Below are 15971 nucleotides of genomic sequence, written 5' to 3' on the forward strand. Positions count from 1 at the left end.
GCCCCTCCCCGCCCCCGCCACGCCGGCCGCGGGGCCGGATCCACAGGTGGAGCGGGCGGTGGCCAGGGTTTTCAGCGAGCTGCTCAAGACGCCGGTCGATGTCACCACGCCATTCTTCCGGCTGGGTGCGTCGTCCCTGACCGTCGTGCTCGCTCACCGCGCGCTGCGTGCCGAGCTGGACGAAGGGCTGACGGTGGTGGACATGTTCGGCCGGCCCACGGTCCGGGAGCTGGCGACCTTCATCACCGCCCGCAGGGAGGCGTCCGGCAACACCGCCCCGGCCACCCCGACACCTGAGGAAGGCCCGCCACCGGCAGCCGAGGCCGAACCCGCCTCTCGGCGGGCCGCCGCTCGCAGGGCGGCCCGGGCGCGTGCCGCGGAGCTCGCCGGATGAGCGCCGTGCCGACCCCGGTCGCCGCCGATCCCGGCGCATCCGGGCCGATCGCCGTTGTCGGCCTGGCCTGCCGCTTTCCCGAGGCGCCGGACGCCGAGGCGTACTGGGAGCTGCTGCGGGACGGCCGCGAAGGGCTGACCAGGTTCACCGACGACGAGCTGGCCGCTCGCGGCGTGCCGGGGAGGCTGCGGGCGCACCCGGGGTTCGTCCCGGTCGGCGGGCTCATCGAGGGCCAGGCGGACTTCGACCCGGAGCCGTTCGGGTTCAGCGACGCCGAGGCGGCCCTGCTCGACCCGCAGCAACGTCTCTTCCTCGAATGCGCCTGGCACGCTCTGGAGCACGCCGGCCACGGCGGCGGACGCGGGGCCGGCGCGGTCGGCGTCTTCGCCGGCGCCATGCAGAGCGCGTACCTGGCGAGCAACCTCGCCGGCCGGTGGGACCCGACCGGCGCGGGGCGCGACCCGCTCGGCAGCCTGCAGACCGCGATCTCCACCCAGCCCGACTACCTGCCGCTGCAGACGGCCTACCGGCTCAACCTCACCGGCCCGGCGGTCGCGGTGGCGACCAGCTGCTCGACCTCGCTGGTTGCCGTGCACCTGGCCGCGCAGTCGCTGCTGTCCGGCGAATGCGACACCGCTCTCGCCGGTGGGGTGTCGCTGATCGTGCCGCAGGGTCAGGGGTACGTGCACGTCGCCGGTGGCGTGTACGCGACGGACGGGACGATCAGGCCGTTCAGTGCGGACGGCACCGGCATCGTCTACAGCCAGGGCGTGGGGGTGGTGGTGCTGCGCCGCCTGGACGACGCCCTCGCCGATCGTGACCCGGTGCTCGCCGTGCTGCACGGCTCGGCGGTGAACAACGACGGGGCCGACAAGGCCGGGTTCACCGCGCCGTCCCTGCGCGGCCAGGCTCGGGCTGTGGCCGAGGCGCTCGCGGTCGCCGGTGCGTCGCCGCGCGAGATCGGGCTCATCGAGGCGCATGGCACCGCCACCGCGCTGGGCGACCCCATCGAGGTGGCCGCGTTGCGGCGGGTCTTCGGGGACACCGGCCCGGCGTGGTGCGGGCTCGGCTCGGTGAAGGGCAACATCGGCCACGCGAACTCGGCCGCCGGCATCGCCTCGTTCATCAAGGCCGTCCTGGCCGTACACCACCGGGTGCTGCCCGCGTCGCTGCATGCCCATCCGCTCAACCCGCTGCTCGGGCTGGAGGTATCGCCGTTCGAGGTGATCGCCGAGACCCGCGACTGGGACACCCCTTCGCTGGCCGGGGTCAGCTCGTTCGGCATCGGCGGCACCAACTGTCACGCCGTGCTGGGGCCGCCTCCGCATCGCCCGCCTGTCCCCGCCGACCCCAGGCCCCAGCTGCTGGCCGTCTCGGCCGCCACCGCTGAGGCGGCGGCCGCCACCGCCCGGGCCCTGGCGTCCCGAGCCCAGCCCGACGAGGCCGATCTGGCCTACACACTGGCGGTGGGCCGTTCCGCGCTCGCCTACCGGGTGGCCGGCGTGGGCAGGGCCGGGCTGGCCGCGGCGACGCCGGTCGAAGCAACCGGTCCGCGTGTGGTGTACGCCTTCCCCGGCGCAGGCAGCGCCTATCCGGGCATGGGCGCCGGTCTCTACCGCGACGAGCCGGTCTTCGCCCAGGCCGTCGACGAGTGCGCGGAACTGCTGCGCCCGCTGCTGGACGCCGACGTCCGCGACGCCATGGACCCGGGGATCGCCGAGGAGCGCGTCCGCGACGTCGCCTTCGGGTTGCCGGCGATCTTCGCCGTGTCGTACGGGGTCGCGCGGCTGCTGGCGTCATGGGGCATCCGGCCCGACGCCGTCGTCGGGCACAGCCTGGGGGAGTGCACGGCCGCAGCGGTGGCCGGCGCTCTGCCCCTTCCCGAGGCGGTCAAGCTGGTCGCCGCCCGGTGCGCCGCTGCCGCCAGAGCCGCCGGCGGCGGTGCCATGCTCGCCGTGCCGCTCGACGAGGACGAGGTGCGCGAGCTGCTGTCGCGCCATCCCGAGCTTGACGTAGCCGCCGTCAACGCCCCAGCCGCCTGTGTGGTGTCCGGGCCCGCCGCGGCCATCGACCGGCTGGCGGACGAGCTGCGCGAACGTCGCATCCCCGGTACGAGGTTGCGGGTGGACGCCGCGATGCACTCCCGGCTGATGGAGCCGGAGCTGCCTCGCCTGGGCGCGGCATTGGCCGGGCTGACCGGCGGTGTCCTGGGCCTGCCCGTGTACAGCACGGTCACCGGCGCCTCGATCGGCGCCGAGCTGACCGAGCCCGGCCACTGGACGCGGCAGCTCCGCCAGCCGGTGCGGTTCGCGCAGGCGCTGCGCGCGGCGGTCGATTCCGAAGGTGACACCCTCTTCGTGGAGGTCGGCCCAGGAGCCGCCCTGTCCGCCCTGGCCCGCCGGAACGCCCTGCCCGGTCTGCGGTCGGTCTTGACCACGCTCCTGCCGGACAAGCCGGAGTCCGCGAGCGTACGGCAGACGGCGGGAACGCTGTGGGCCCACGGCCTGCCCGTGGACCTGGCCGCGCTGCCGGAGCAGGGAAGGCGGCGGGTGCATGCCCCCGGGTACGCCTTCCAGCGCCGCCGCCTCTGGATAGACCCTCCGGCCTCGGGCACGTCGCTGGAGGTCGATGCCGAGGAGCCGCTGCAGGTTCCCGTCTGGAACCAGGTCCTCCCCAACGAACCGGCCCCGGTTCCGGACGGCCGCTGGGCGGTGATCGGGACCGGTGCACCGGCGGACCAGCTGCGTTCCCGGCTGGGAACGACCGACCGCCCGACTTCCGGAGAGCCTTTGGCGGGGCTCATCGTGGTGGCCGCGGGGAACGGCGATGTCCCGGCTGCCGAGCAGGACGCCGGGGCGCACGAGGGCTCCGTAGACGGCGCCGATGCGATCTGCGCCGCAGTGCTCGCGTTCGGTGAGGCCGCGGCCCTGGCGGCCGCGCAGGCCGAGCCGCCGGTCCTGCTGCTGGTCACGCGGCATGGCGATCAGGTGGGCGGTGATCCGCCGCCCGACCCGGACCAGGCGGCCGTCCGCGTGCTTCCCCGCGTCCTGGGCCAGGAGCAGCCCGGGTTGCGGTGGGCCACGCTCGACCTGGGCGCGCCGGCCGACCCCGCCGCTGAGGCGCGTGCCGTGCTGCGTGAGTTCGGCGCCCTCGTGAGCGGGGAGGAGACAGCGGCGGAAACCGCCCTACGGGGTGTGACCAGGTGGCGCCGCCGCTTGGCGCCGTGGACCCCGGCCAGCACAGGAAGGAGTGCCACGCCGACGGACACGGTTCGGAGCGGCGGGGAGGGTGAGGCCGCAGCTCGAGGTGCGGTATCGGTGGGTTCTTCGCCTGGCACGGTGCTGATCAGCGGTGGGCTGGGGGCGGTGGGGCAGTTGTTCGCACGGCACCTGGCCGGGCGCGGGCATCGGGTGGTCGTCACCTCGCGTTCGGCTGCCCGCCGCAGGACGGCGCTCGACGAGGCCGGTGTGGACGTGCGGGTTTGCGACGCCGCAGATGCCGCCGCCACCTCGCGCCTGATCGAGGAGCTCTCCGCCGACGGGCCGATCGAGCTCGTCGTACACGCGGCAGGCGTGGTCGCGGGGGCCCGGCTGGACCCGCTGCGTTCACTGGAACCTGGGCAGGCCGCCGAGCATGTGCAGACCAAGGCCGGGGGAGCGATCGCGCTCAGGGACGCGATCGCCGCGCTGCCCGAGGAGCGCCGCCCACGGACGGTCCTCCTCATGTCCTCGGTGACCACACTGGTCGGCGGCGTCGGCATGGGCCCCTACGCGGCGGCCAACGCCGCGATGGACGCGCTGGGCTTGGCGGCGCCCGGCCCCACCCGGTGGGTCAGCGCGGTCTGGGACGGCTGGCGGGTGGCCGAGGACGGCGCCGAGGCCACTGTCGTCCTGGCCGACGCGCTCGACTCGGCCACCGGCACCAGGGCGCTGGACCGGCTGCTGGCCGCCCGGGAGTCCGGCACGTTGCCGCCGATCGTGTCGGTCGCCGCGACCGATCTCAATCCGCGGATCGCCGCGGCAGGAAAGCCCAGGCAGGTCGTGACCACCGGCGACATGGCACGCCTGTCCCCGGCCGAGCAGGCGGTGGCCGAGCTGTGGTCGGAGCTGTTCGGCGTCCCCGTGACCGATCCCGACGCCGCCTTCTTCGTGCTCGGCGGGCACTCCCTGCTGGGCGTACGGATGCTGGCGGCACTCGGCGAGCGGTTCGGGGTCCAGCTCGGCATGCGTGATCTGCTGGCCTCGCCCACTGTGGCGGGCATCGCCAAGCTGATCGAGTCGGCGCGCTCGCAGCCGTACCCGGTCCCGGTGATCACACCGGAGGAGGACGCCGTCGACGGCGACGGCACCTTCGCGATGACACGGGTCCAGCACGCCTACTGGATCGGGCGGGACGGGGGCTACCGGTGGGGGGATCTGCCCTGCCACTTCTTCCTCGAGTACGACTGCCACGGCCTGGACCTCGACCGCTTCGAGGAGGCGTGGAACCAGGTCGTGACCCGGCATCCCATGCTCCGCGCCGTGGCCACACCCGAAGGACGACTCCGCGTCCTGGACAACCTGCCGCGTTACCGCATCCGGGCGCACGACCTGACCTCGACGACGGAGGAACGCAGGGCCGAACGTCTGGCGGTCCTGCGGGAACGGTTGTCCACCAAACCCGGCCCGCCCGACCGCTGGCCGCTGGCGCAGATCCAAGCGGCGCGGCTGCCCGGAGACGTGGTCAGGCTGTTCATCGGGGTCGACGTGCTCATCTGCGACGCCGCCAGCTGGTGGATCATCGAGTCCGAGCTGCACACCCTCTACAAGGACCCCGGCGCCTCGCTGCCGCCGCTGGACCTGCACCCGGCGGCTTGCGCGGCCGCCTTGGAGCGGCGGCGCGACGACCGCGCCGCGCACTACTGGCGCGAACGGCTCGACACGCTTCCGGGCCCGCCCCGCCTGCCGGTCCGCGATCCAGACGGCACGCCCCCCACGTTCGTCCGGCGCGCCGCACGGCTGGGCCGCGAGGAGTGGGCCGCACTGCGAGCGGCCGCCGCGCGGCACCGGGTCACGCCGGCGGCGGTGCTGCTGACCGTCTACACCGACGTGCTGGCCCGCTGGGCGAGGGCGGCGGGATTCTGCGTGACGCTGACCCTCTTCGACCGCCCGCCCATCCACCCGCACGTCAACCGCGTCGTCGGCGACTTCACCTCCCTGCTGCTGCACGAGGTCCCCGCCGAGCCCGCCGGCACCTTCGCCGACCGGGCCGCCGCCACCCAGGCGCGGATGTTCGACGACCTGGACCATCGTGGCTTCCCCGCGCTGGACGTGCTCGCCGAGCAAGCCGCCAGGACGGGCGAGGTGCGGCCAGTGCCCGTGGTGTTCACCAGCGCGCTCGGCGTCACCGACATGGTCGAAGGCGGCGGCCGCCTGGAGTGGGCCGGCGAGCAGGTGTACGCGGTCTCGCAGACGCCGCAGACCTGGCTCGACCACCAGGTGCTCGAACACGACGGCGAGTTGCGGCTGCAGTGGGACACGCTGGAGGGTGTCCTGCCCGGCGACGAGCTGGAGGCGGCGATCGCCGAGCACGTGGCACGGGTGCACGAACTGGCCGGGTCGTCCGACGCCTGGATCCGGCCCGAGCCATGGAAGGCCGTCCCAGAAGCCGCACCTCCGCCAGGCGATGGAGGAACGTCCCCGCAACAGACGGCACCGCCTTCAGACGATGCCGGAACGTCCTCGCGCCAAGCCGCGCCGCGTCCGCGAGCGGTGATCCAGGCCGGTCCGGTGCGGGACATCGTGTTGCCGCTGCGTGCCGAGGCGGGCGGACCGGCCCGCCCCACGTTGTATCTCGCCCACCCTTCCGGCGGTGACGTGCTGTGCTACGCCGAGCTGTCCCGGCTGCTGGATCCCCGCGTGGACGTCGTGGCGCTGGCCGACCCCGAGCTGGCGGGAGCCTCCGGGCCAGGACCCGAGACCGTCGAGGGCATCGCCGAGCAATACGTGCGAGCGATCGACGCCTTCGGTGGCGCCGGAGCAGGCCCTTGGTTGCTGGGCGGCTGGTCGATGGGCGGCACCGTGGCCCAGGAAATGGCCGGGCAGCTCCACTCAGGCGGCCGCCACGCCGCGCTGCTGGTGCTGCTCGACTCCAACGATCCCGCCCTGATCCGCGAGGTGCCCGGCGGCGATGCCACCGAGATCGCATGGGAGGTGACGGTACGGCACCTGCACGCCCTGGAGGCGTACCTCGGCATCGACCTGACCATCGGTGACGTACCAGAAGAAGGGCGCATGACCGCGGTCGCCGACCGGTTGCGCGAGCACCGGCTGCTGGGCCGCGGCGAGGACCTGGCGGGGCGGCTGTCCGTGTTCGCCAGGCACCTGAGGGCGCTGGCCGCCCACACCCCGCGGCACCTGGCCGACCCGGACACGGCCACGCTGCTGATCCGGGCAGACCGGCCGTCGCCCCGCAACTCCGGCATAGGGATGGGCGTCGACGACACCCCGCCGGGCCGCCCCGACCTCGGCTGGGGACGCTACCTGGCCGGGCCCGTGGAGGCCACCGGAGTCGACGCCCACCACTACGGCCTGCTGCACCCTCCGGTGCTGCCGGCCGTGGCCCGGCTGATCAACGCCGCGCTCGACAGGGCGCTGGCGCGACTTTGAGAAAGGCTGCCATGCATTCCCAGCTCCGCCGCCAGTCAGCGGCGGTCGTCACCGCGGTCGCCCTCCTGGCGGGCTGCTCCGGCACCGCGCCCAGCGCCGCACCGGCCACCACCGCCTCGCAGCCTGTCGGCACCGGCACCGTACGCTACGCCGCGCCCGGCTCGCCCTCTAATGCGGTCACCGACCCGCACGGCCTGCTGCCCGGCGAGAGCGACGTGGTGAGGATGGCCCTGACCTACGACGTTCTCACCGTTCCGGGCGCCGACGGCTCCACCAAGCCGCGCTTGGCGACCGCGTGGCGGCCCGACGCCACCCTGACCAAGTGGCGGATCACCATCCGCGGCGACGCGAAGTTCTCCGACGGCCGTCAGGTCAAGGCGGCCGACGCGCTGTTCTCGCTGCGCCGGATGGGCAAGAAGGCAGCGGAGAACTTCGGCCGCATGAGCATGTTCGACCTCGACGCCTCCAAGGTGATCGACGACACCACCTTCGAGCTGGCGACCAAGAAGCCGTACGCCGAGGTCGGCAAGGCACTGGAAGGCGCGACCTTCGTCGTGCCAGACGGCAGCGACGACTTCACCAAGCCGGTACCCGGCTCCGGCCCGTTCCGCCCGACCGGCAAGGGCGGAGCGCAAGCCGTGGTGTACGACCGCAACGACGACTGGTGGGGCCCCGAGCCCCCGGCCAAGGTCATCGAGGTACGTGCCGTACCCGACCCGCAGGCCCGCGCCCAAGCACTGCTGTCAGGCCAGGTCGACCTGGCCGGGGGAGTGCCCGCCACGCTGGCGAAGCAGCAAGAGGGCAACAGCGCGGTACGCCTGCTCCGCCGTCCGGGCGCCACCCTGTACCCGCTGGTCATGCGCATGGACACCAAGCCCTTCGACGACCGCCGGGTGCGTGAGGCCGTACGGCTCGCCCTCGACCGCAAGCAACTCCTGGACACCGCCTTCCTCGGCTACGGCGAGATCGGCAACGACCTCATCACCCCCAAGGACCCGACCAGCCCGGCGAACCTGCCGCAGCGCGCCCGCGACCTCGCCCGCGCCAAGAAGCTGATGTCCGACGTCGGCCTCGCCGGCGGCGTCGACCTCACGCTGCACACCACCACCGCCTACCCGGGCATGGACAGCGCCGCCACGCTGATCTCCCAGCAGCTCGCCGAGATCGGGATGCGGGTGAAGGTGGCAGTGGAGCCGCCGGACACCTACTTCTCCGCGGTCTACGCGCGCAAGCCCTTCTACCTCAGCTACCTGGGCGGCATCCCGTTCCTCGACGTGGTCAGGGTGACGCTCACGCCCGGTTCCCCCACCAACGAGACGGCGTGGAAGGACCCCGCCTGGTCGGCGGACCTCGACAAGGCCCTGGCCGAGCCGGACGACGCCAAGCGGCGCCCCCTCCTCGGCGATCTACAGGCCCGGCTCCGCGACCAGGGTGGATATGCGATCTGGGCGCTCAGCGACCGGCTCGACCTGGCCAAGGCCGGGCTGAGCGGCGTGCCCGAGGGGATCGGATTCGCCTCGGCGTTCATCGACCAGGTGAGCCTGGACGGCTGACGTGCGCCAGGTGCCGTGGCCGGCCGGTGCGCTGGTCAGGAGCGTGCTGCTGCTGGCCGCCGCCTCCGCAGTGATCTTCCTGTGCACGGCGGCGCTGCCGGGGGACGCAGCCGACGTCCTGAGCGGTGGCCGCGCCGGCGCGGAGGAGCTTGCCCGGTTGCGGGCGGAACAGGGGCTGGATCGTCCCCTGCACGTCCGCTATCTGAACTGGCTGTCGGGGGTGCTGACCGGCGAGCCGGGGGTCTCGCTCATCACCGGGCGGCCGGTCGTCGAGTTGGTCGCGGAGCGGGTCGGCGTGACGCTCACGTTGGCCGTGGCCGCGCTGGCGGTGAGCGTCCCGCTCACGGCGGCCCTGGCCTGGGCCGCTGTGCGCGGGCCCCGGTGGCTGCGGCCCGTGGTGAACACGCTGATCGTGGCGGGTGCGGCCCTTCCGCAGGCCGTGGTGGCCGCGGCGCTGGTCGCCTGGTTGTCGGCGGCCTGGGGACTGTTCCCCCCGGTCTCGATGCTGCCCGCCGGAGAGCCTCCCTGGCACAGGCCCGACCTGCTGGTGCTTCCCGTGCTCACGCTCGCGCTGCCGATCGCCGCGTACGGCGCCGCCCTGCTTCGCGGGGCGATCGCGGACGTGGTGGCCCAGCCCTACGTACGTGACGCCGAACTGCGCGGCTTGTCACCGGCCGCGATCGGGTTCCGGTACGTGCTGCCGATGCTCGCGGCGCCCGCCACCCGCCTGCTCGCGGTCATCCTCGGCGGGCTGGTCTCGGGCACCGCCGTGGCAGAGACCTTGTTCGGCCTGGCCGGGCTGGGGGAGCTGCTGGTCACGGCCATCTCGACGAGGGACGTGCCGGTCGTGCAGAGCGTCGCCCTGCTGGCCGCGGCCGTCGTGGTGGCCGGCCTCCTCGCCGCCGACGCGGCCACACTCCGCCGCCACCCGAAGGCGGCCCGCCCATGAAGCGTGCGAACGGCTCGGTCTCGAAGCGCTCGGGCGGCGCGGCGGACGGGTCGATCCCGAAGGGCCGTGCCGCGCAGGGCGGCGTGGCCACGCGCGGCCTGTTGGTGAGGCACCGTGCCGTGCTGCGCGACGTGGCCGCGCGCGACCCGCTGGGCAGGCGGCGTGCCGGTGCCGTGCTCGTCTTCGGGATCGTGGCCGGGGGTGCACTCCTGGTCGCGCTCGGCGGTGAGGCGGTGGCGGGGCACGATCCGGCCGGGATCGTCGCGCCCCCCTGGACCGGTCCCGCGCCCGGACTGCCCCTTGGCGCCGATGGGCTGGGCCGGGACGTGCTCGCCAGGGTCCTGGCCGGCGGCCGGGACTTGACCTTGACCTCGCTGGCCGCCACCCTGACGGCCTCGGCGCTCGGGGTGGCCGGCGGGCTCTGGGTGGGATGGAGCCGTAGTCACCTCACGCGCGCCGTCGCCGGGGCCGCCGACCTACTGCTGGCCCTGCCCTTGCTGCTGCTCGCGCTGCTCGCGGTGGTGGCGTGGCCGGGTCCCGCGGCGGTGGTCGTCGGCACCGTGCTCGGCGGCACGCCGCTCACCCTGCGCGTGGTCGCCGACGCCACGGCCGCGGCTAAGCAGGCGGGCTACGTCGAGGCGGCGCTGTCCCGGGGGGAGCGCGGCGGTGCCGTACTGCTGCGTGAGGTCCTGCCCGCGCACGCCGGGCTGGTCGGCGCGGACCTCGGCCAGCGGCTGGTGCTGGCCGTGCAGCTCGCCGCCGCGCTCAACGTCCTCGGCTTCGGACCGGCGCCGCCCGCGCCGGACTGGGCCGCCATGCTTCGCGAGAACCTCCAGGGCCTGGGACTCAACCCCGCGGCGACGATCGCGCCCGCCGTCGCCCTGGCGGTCCTGGCCGGCAGCGTGGCGGCACTCTCGCATGTCATCGCCACCTGGGACGGCCTCTCATGAGCCGGCGCGGGCTGACCGTTCGCGGGCTCACCGTTGCCGACAAGGCGGGGAACCTGATCGTCGACCGGCTGAACCTGCGGATCGCCCCCGGCGAGGTGCTTGCTCTGGTGGGCCCGTCCGGGGCCGGCAAGACGACCGTGCTGCGGGCCGTGCTGGGTGCACTGCCCTTCGGCCTGACGCTCACCGCTGGCCGGATCGAGTGGCACGGCGCTCCCGTACGAGCCCCGCGTCCCTGGCGACGGCGCACCGTCGGCTTCCTCGTCCAGGATCCGGCCTCCGCGCTGCATCCCCTGCTGGACGCACGGGCCGCTGTGCGCGAGGCGCTCCCCAGATCCGTGCGCGACGGCGGCGCGGCGGAACGGGCGCTCGCCGGGGTGGGCCTGGACCCCGCCGACATCGGCCGTCGCCGCCCGCACCAGCTCTCAGGCGGGCAGGCGCAGCGCGTGGCGCTCGCCCGAGCCCTGGCGGCCGACCCCGAGCTCCTCGTGCTGGACGAGCCCACCAGCGCGCTGGACCCGGCCGCGCTCGCGCTGGCGCTGCGGCTGGTACGACGGCGTCGCGGTGACGGCCGCTCGATGACGCTCATCGTCTCGCACGACATGCGCGTGGTGAGCGAACTGGCCGACCACGTCGTACGGCTCGACCCAGGTCAAAGCCGCGAGAGGAACGACATCGCATCCCGGATACCGGCCCGTCCGGAGGCGGCCGGGAAGCCGGGACGGGGCGGCGGGCCGGTGCTGCAGGCGCACGGGGTGACCATCGCACAGCCGCCCGGTGAGGCACCGCTGCTGACGGGCGTCAACCTCGCGATCCCGGCAGGCGAGGCCGTGGCCGTGCTCGGGCCGTCCGGCTCCGGGAAGAGCACGTTGCTGCGCGTCCTCGCAGGGCTGCACCCCGCCGAGCACGGACATGCCACCGTGCTCGGCGAACCGCTGCCCTGGCCCGTGACCGAACGAAGCCCCGCCGCGCTGCGGGCGCTGGCCCTGGTCGGGCAGAACCCCCTCGACACGCTCAACCCGGCACGCACCATAGGAGCGGCACTCGCCCGACCCCTGCGTACGCTGCGGGGGCTCTCCCGCAGGGCGGCCCGTGTGGAGACCCTCCAACTGCTGGCCACCGCCGGGCTGCCGGCCGAGCTCGCGTACCGCTACCCGGCCGCGTTGTCCGGCGGCCAGCGCCAGCGGGTCGCGCTCGCCAGGGCACTTGCCGGAGGCCCGGCCGTGCTACTGGCCGACGAGATCACCGCCGCTCTGGACGCCCGTACCGCGGGCCTGGTCCTCGACCTGATCGACATGCTGCGTCGCGACACCGGCCTCGCCGTCATGGCGGTCACCCACGACCCGGCCGTGGCCGCTCGCGCGGACCGCGTGCTGCGGGTCGAAGGCGGCCGCTTGCAACCCCTTCTGTCACACCACGATGAGCGGAGGCCTTCCCTTGACGTCCTATGAACCCTTGCTTACCCACCCGTGGATCGCCCGTGTGGACCGTACCGGCACCGGTGGGCTCGTCGTCACGGCCGACCCCGCTGCGCTGGCGGTGCGGCATGAGCCGGGACGGCCGCCCGTCCTGGGCGAGCTGGTGGCGGAGCACCTTGAGCACTGGGGAGAGGTCTACGACTGGACCTACAGCTCCGGCCAGGGCGCGCACCGGCCCGACCTCGACTTGTCCGGCTGGCGCGCCACGGACACCGGCCGGCCGCTGCCGGCCGACCACATGGCCGAGTGGGCCGACCGCACCGCCGAACTGGTCCTGCGACACCAGCCCTCCCGCGTGCTGGAGCTCGGCTGCGGAACCGGCATGCTGCTGCACCGCCTCCACCCGCACCTCAAGGGCTACGTGGGGACCGACATCGCCGAGCACGTCGTGGCCCGCCTGGCCGGGCTCGGTCTGCCCGGCGTCAAGGTCGTACGGGCCGCCGCCCACGAGATCAACGGCACCACCGTACGTTCCGCCCTGGGCCACCTCGGCGAACGGCCCGACTGCGTGTTGCTCAATTCCGTCACCCAGTGCTTCCCCAGCGTGGAGTATCTGGCGGCCGTGCTCCGCGACGCCATCGACCTCGTGGCCCCGGGAGGGACCGTGATCGTCGGTGACGTACGTCACTCGGGACTGCTCGACGAGCACTGCCGCCTCCTCGAACCCGAATCGCGCGACCGGGCCGCGCAGCGTGCCGCCGCCGACACCGAGTTGCTGTTCGACCCCGCGACCCTGGCCGCCGTGGTCGCGAACGCAAGCCGGCGGGTCACCGTCAGCCTCTTCGCCAAGACCCTCACGGCCGGCACCGAGCTGACCCGGTACCGGTTCGACGCCGTGCTGCACGTCGAACCGCCGGCGAGTCCGCCTGCCGCCATCCACCTGTGGGACGGCCTCGGGTCCGACCCGCTGGCCGCACTGGCCGCGCTGGCCCGCCAAGGTCAACCCGTACGGGTGGTCGGCATCCCCAACGGCCTGCTCACACCCGAAACGTCGGCCCCAACAGGAGCGAGCCTGCGTGCCGCGCTGGAGGAAACGGAAGGCGTGGTGCTCCTCGACCCGGACGACCCCGTGCGGCTGCAAGTCGCGGTTCCGGTCGCGGCCGCCGCCACGCCCCCCGATGCACTGGCGGGCGTGGGTCGGCCGCATGAGCCGCTGGGCGCGTTCGCGCGTGCGCGGCTGGGCGAGGTGGCCCGCCGGGAGCTCAGGCGTGCGGAGCTGCCGGTCCCCGAGGAACTGACGGTGCAGATCCCCAGCGGTCCTGGCCATGATGCCGTCAGCGTGGCACGCGAGGCGGAGGACGCCGACCGGGCCGGACGCTTCGCCCTCGCGCGCATGATTCCCGCCGCGAAGGAGCGGACGCCGCAACCGGTGCCAGACTCCGCGCTCGCGCACCTCCCGCATGCCATCCGGCGTTTCGACGAGATCGCGCTACGGGCGCTGACCAGGCTGATCAGTGGCGTCGCGCCGTCCGGCAAGCCGCGGACGGCCGAGCAGATCATCCAGGCGCTCGGCGTGGCCTCCCGCCACGAATGGATCGTCAGGCGCTGGCTGGACGTGCTGAGCACTGAAGGGCTCGTCCGCCGGGACCCCGGCGGCCGGCTGGAGATCGCCGCCGAAGCTCCGGCCGAGGACGACGCGACGGGCCTGGAGCGCGCCTGCGCCGCGCTCGGCTACCCCGAACAGATGGCAATCTTCTTCCGCACCGCCCTCGCCCGCCTCCCTGAGCTGCTCAGCGACGAGATCATGGCCCAGGCGCTGCTGTTCCCCGACGGGGACCTGCTCACCTCTCTCAGCAAGGACCAGAACAACGTCAGCAACACCTACCTGAACGCCGCCATGGGACATGTCGTGGCGCGGGCGGCGGCCACCCGAGCCAAGCCCTTGCGCGTGGTGGAGCTCGGAGCAGGCGCCGGGGGCAGCACCGCCGCCGCGCTGGACGGGCTCGGCGACGCGGAGCTGGACTACCTCTTCACCGACGTGTCCAGATTCTTCACGATGGCGGCCGAGGACCGGTTCGGCGAGCGGCTCCGCTACGCCCTGCTGGACATCAACGCCGACCTCGTGGCCCAGGGAGCGTTGCGCGGTGGCGTGGATGTGGTGATCGCCGCCAACGTCCTGCATTGTGCGCGGCACGCCGGACAGTCCCTGCGCTGGATCCGGGAATTGCTGGCCCCCGGTGGGCTGGTGGTGGTGACCGAGGCGATCCGCGAGCACTACCTGGTGCTCGCCACCATGCAGTTCCTGCTGTCGCCCAGGGAAGGAGAACCGGATCTCGGCGTCGGTGATCGCCGCGGCGGAACGGGCCGGGTGTTTTTTACGGGCAGGGAGCTTCCGGCAGAACTGGCCGAGGCGGGTCTGCTCCCGATCCTTGAGCTGCCGGGCGCCGATTCCCCGCTGGCGGCCCCCGCCCAGCACCTGTTCGTCGCGGCCAGACTCTGACACGCCGGTACGGCGGGCGCGTGGGGCCCGCCGTACCGGCCGGATGGGATCAGTCCAGCGCCACCGGTAGCCCGGCGCGGAACAGCTCCTGCTCCAGCCAGACCGCCGCCCGCACCCCGTCGGCCGCGCTCGGCCCCACCAGAGTCACCGGCTCCGGCACCGCCTTCAGATGGGCCGCGTCCCCGGCCGCGTAGACACCGAGCACGCTGGTCTTGCCGTACTCGTCCACCTCGACGCAGCCGTCGGGCAGCAGCACGCAGCCGAGCTGGATGGCCAGGTCGGTGTTCGGCCGGGTGGGCGCCCGGTGGTAGACGGCCTCACGTGCCAACGTCGTCCCGTCCGCGAAGCTCAAGGTCAGCGCGTCCAGCTCCCCGTCGATGCCGGCCAGCGGCGTCTCGATCACGGGGATGCCGCGGGCCTTGACGACGGCGGCCACCGGTTCGGGAAGGGCGCTCGGGCCGTTCGTGCACAGCACCACGTCGTCGCTGTAGCGGTCGGCGACATAGGCCGCGAGCATCGCGTCGAACCCGTTGCCGATGACGGCGAGCACCTTTCCGTTCGTCTCGTAGCCGTGGCAGAAGGGGCAGTGGTACACGCTCTTGCCCCACCGCTCGGCGAGCCCCGGAACACCAACGGGTTCGTCGGTCAGCCCGCTCGCCAACACCAACCGGGACGCCTCCACGCGCTCGCCGTCCTTCAGGGTCAGCGTGAAGCGGCCGGACTCGCCCTCCGCCGAGCTCACGCGCCCGTGCCTGAACTCGACAGTCGGATAGGCGGTGACCTCCGCACGGCCGTCGGCCAGCAGTTGCGCGGGAGAGCCGCCATCCCGGCCGAGGAACATGTGCATCTCCGCGGCCGGCGCGTTACGCGGCCGGCCGGCGTCCACCACCAGGACGCGGCGCCGCTGCCGTCCCAGCACCAGTGCCGCACTGAGCCCAGCCGGGCCGCCACCGACCACGATCACCTCGTACATCACGCGTCTCCTCTGTCGATGCGATACATACCGAGCTCGGCGGGACCAGTGCGGGAAAGCACGAGGCCGTGCTCGTTGAGTTCCTTCTCAAGCCGCTGCTCGTCCAGCACGCACCAGTCGTAGGTCGTCTCCAGCTCGCCGACGAGCCGGTCGTCGTGGTAGGTGCGGTAGGTCATGTGCCAGGCGATCCGGTCGGAGCCGACGGGCTCCGCTCGCCCCCATCCTTCGTACCTGCGCCGCCCAAGGCGTACGTCGGAGAACCTGGATTCCGGCACCGCCATCGGCTCCGCGGGCGGCTGCAGATTCAGCACCGCCCGGCCGCCGGGGAGGAGCCGCTCGGTGAGCAGGGTCCAGATGGCCTGTCGCCCGGCCGTGTCGAAGTGGCCGATGACGTTCATCGCGACGACGGCGCCCAGCCGGTGTGGCAGCGCCGCCTCAAGTAGGCCCTCCGGCAGCACGGTCACCCGGTTACACAGCTCGGGGCTCTCGCTCACCCGAGCCAGCAGGACGGACCGCAACGCCGGCGACGGCTCGACGGCCACGATCTCGGCCCCGGCCACCACCTCCGCGATCACCCGCGTGCCGTGCCC

9 protein-coding genes are annotated in these 15971 nt (G+C 73.7%); 7 read left to right on the forward strand and 2 right to left on the reverse strand.

Features of this window, described 5'->3' with window-relative positions:
• The 7 genes from EJK15_RS59475 to EJK15_RS59505 all read left to right on the forward strand — a co-directional run.
• The coding region (locus tag EJK15_RS59475; protein WP_138719232.1) for an acyl carrier protein at positions 1 to 394 on the forward strand (394 nt) is incomplete at its 5' end.
• Complete coding sequence (locus EJK15_RS59480) at positions 391 to 7041, forward strand: type I polyketide synthase (RefSeq protein ID WP_138719233.1); 6651 nt, start codon at positions 391 to 393, stop codon at positions 7039 to 7041. The genes EJK15_RS59475 and EJK15_RS59480, both read left to right, overlap by 4 nt.
• 11 nt (positions 7042 to 7052) lie before the next feature.
• Complete coding sequence (locus tag EJK15_RS59485) at positions 7053 to 8594, forward strand: ABC transporter substrate-binding protein (protein WP_138719234.1); 1542 nt, start codon at positions 7053 to 7055, stop codon at positions 8592 to 8594.
• A gap of 1 nt (position 8595) precedes the next feature.
• Positions 8596 to 9543, forward strand: coding sequence for an ABC transporter permease (locus tag EJK15_RS59490; protein WP_240777912.1), 948 nt, complete (start codon positions 8596 to 8598; stop codon positions 9541 to 9543).
• Entirely contained in the window at positions 9540 to 10493 is a 954-nt protein-coding gene (locus tag EJK15_RS59495; protein WP_138719235.1) for an ABC transporter permease subunit, read from the forward strand. The genes EJK15_RS59490 and EJK15_RS59495 overlap by 4 nt, the downstream gene beginning before the upstream one ends.
• Positions 10490 to 11941 carry an ABC transporter ATP-binding protein gene (locus EJK15_RS59500; RefSeq protein WP_138719236.1) on the forward strand — a complete coding sequence of 484 codons (1452 nt, stop codon included), beginning with the start codon at positions 10490 to 10492 and terminating at the stop codon, positions 11939 to 11941. Before EJK15_RS59495 ends, EJK15_RS59500 begins: the two co-directional genes overlap by 4 nt.
• Positions 11942 to 11972: 31 nt before the next feature.
• Positions 11973 to 14408, forward strand: coding sequence for a class I SAM-dependent methyltransferase (locus EJK15_RS59505; protein ID WP_206061919.1), 2436 nt, complete (start codon positions 11973 to 11975; stop codon positions 14406 to 14408).
• Positions 14409 to 14457: 49 nt separating this feature from the next.
• Here EJK15_RS59505 and EJK15_RS59510 read toward each other — a convergent pair whose 3' ends face one another.
• A complete protein-coding gene (locus EJK15_RS59510) occupies positions 14458 to 15381 on the reverse strand; it encodes an NAD(P)/FAD-dependent oxidoreductase (protein ID WP_138719238.1) in 924 nt (307 codons plus the stop codon).
• A partial coding sequence (locus tag EJK15_RS71990; RefSeq protein WP_171075216.1) for a class I SAM-dependent methyltransferase occupies positions 15381 to 15971 on the reverse strand: 591 nt, incomplete at its 5' end. The genes EJK15_RS59510 and EJK15_RS71990, both read right to left, overlap by 1 nt.

This window comes from Nonomuraea basaltis, from assembly GCF_005893125.1.
GTDB classification, from domain to species: Bacteria; Actinomycetota; Actinomycetes; order Streptosporangiales; family Streptosporangiaceae; genus Nonomuraea; species Nonomuraea basaltis.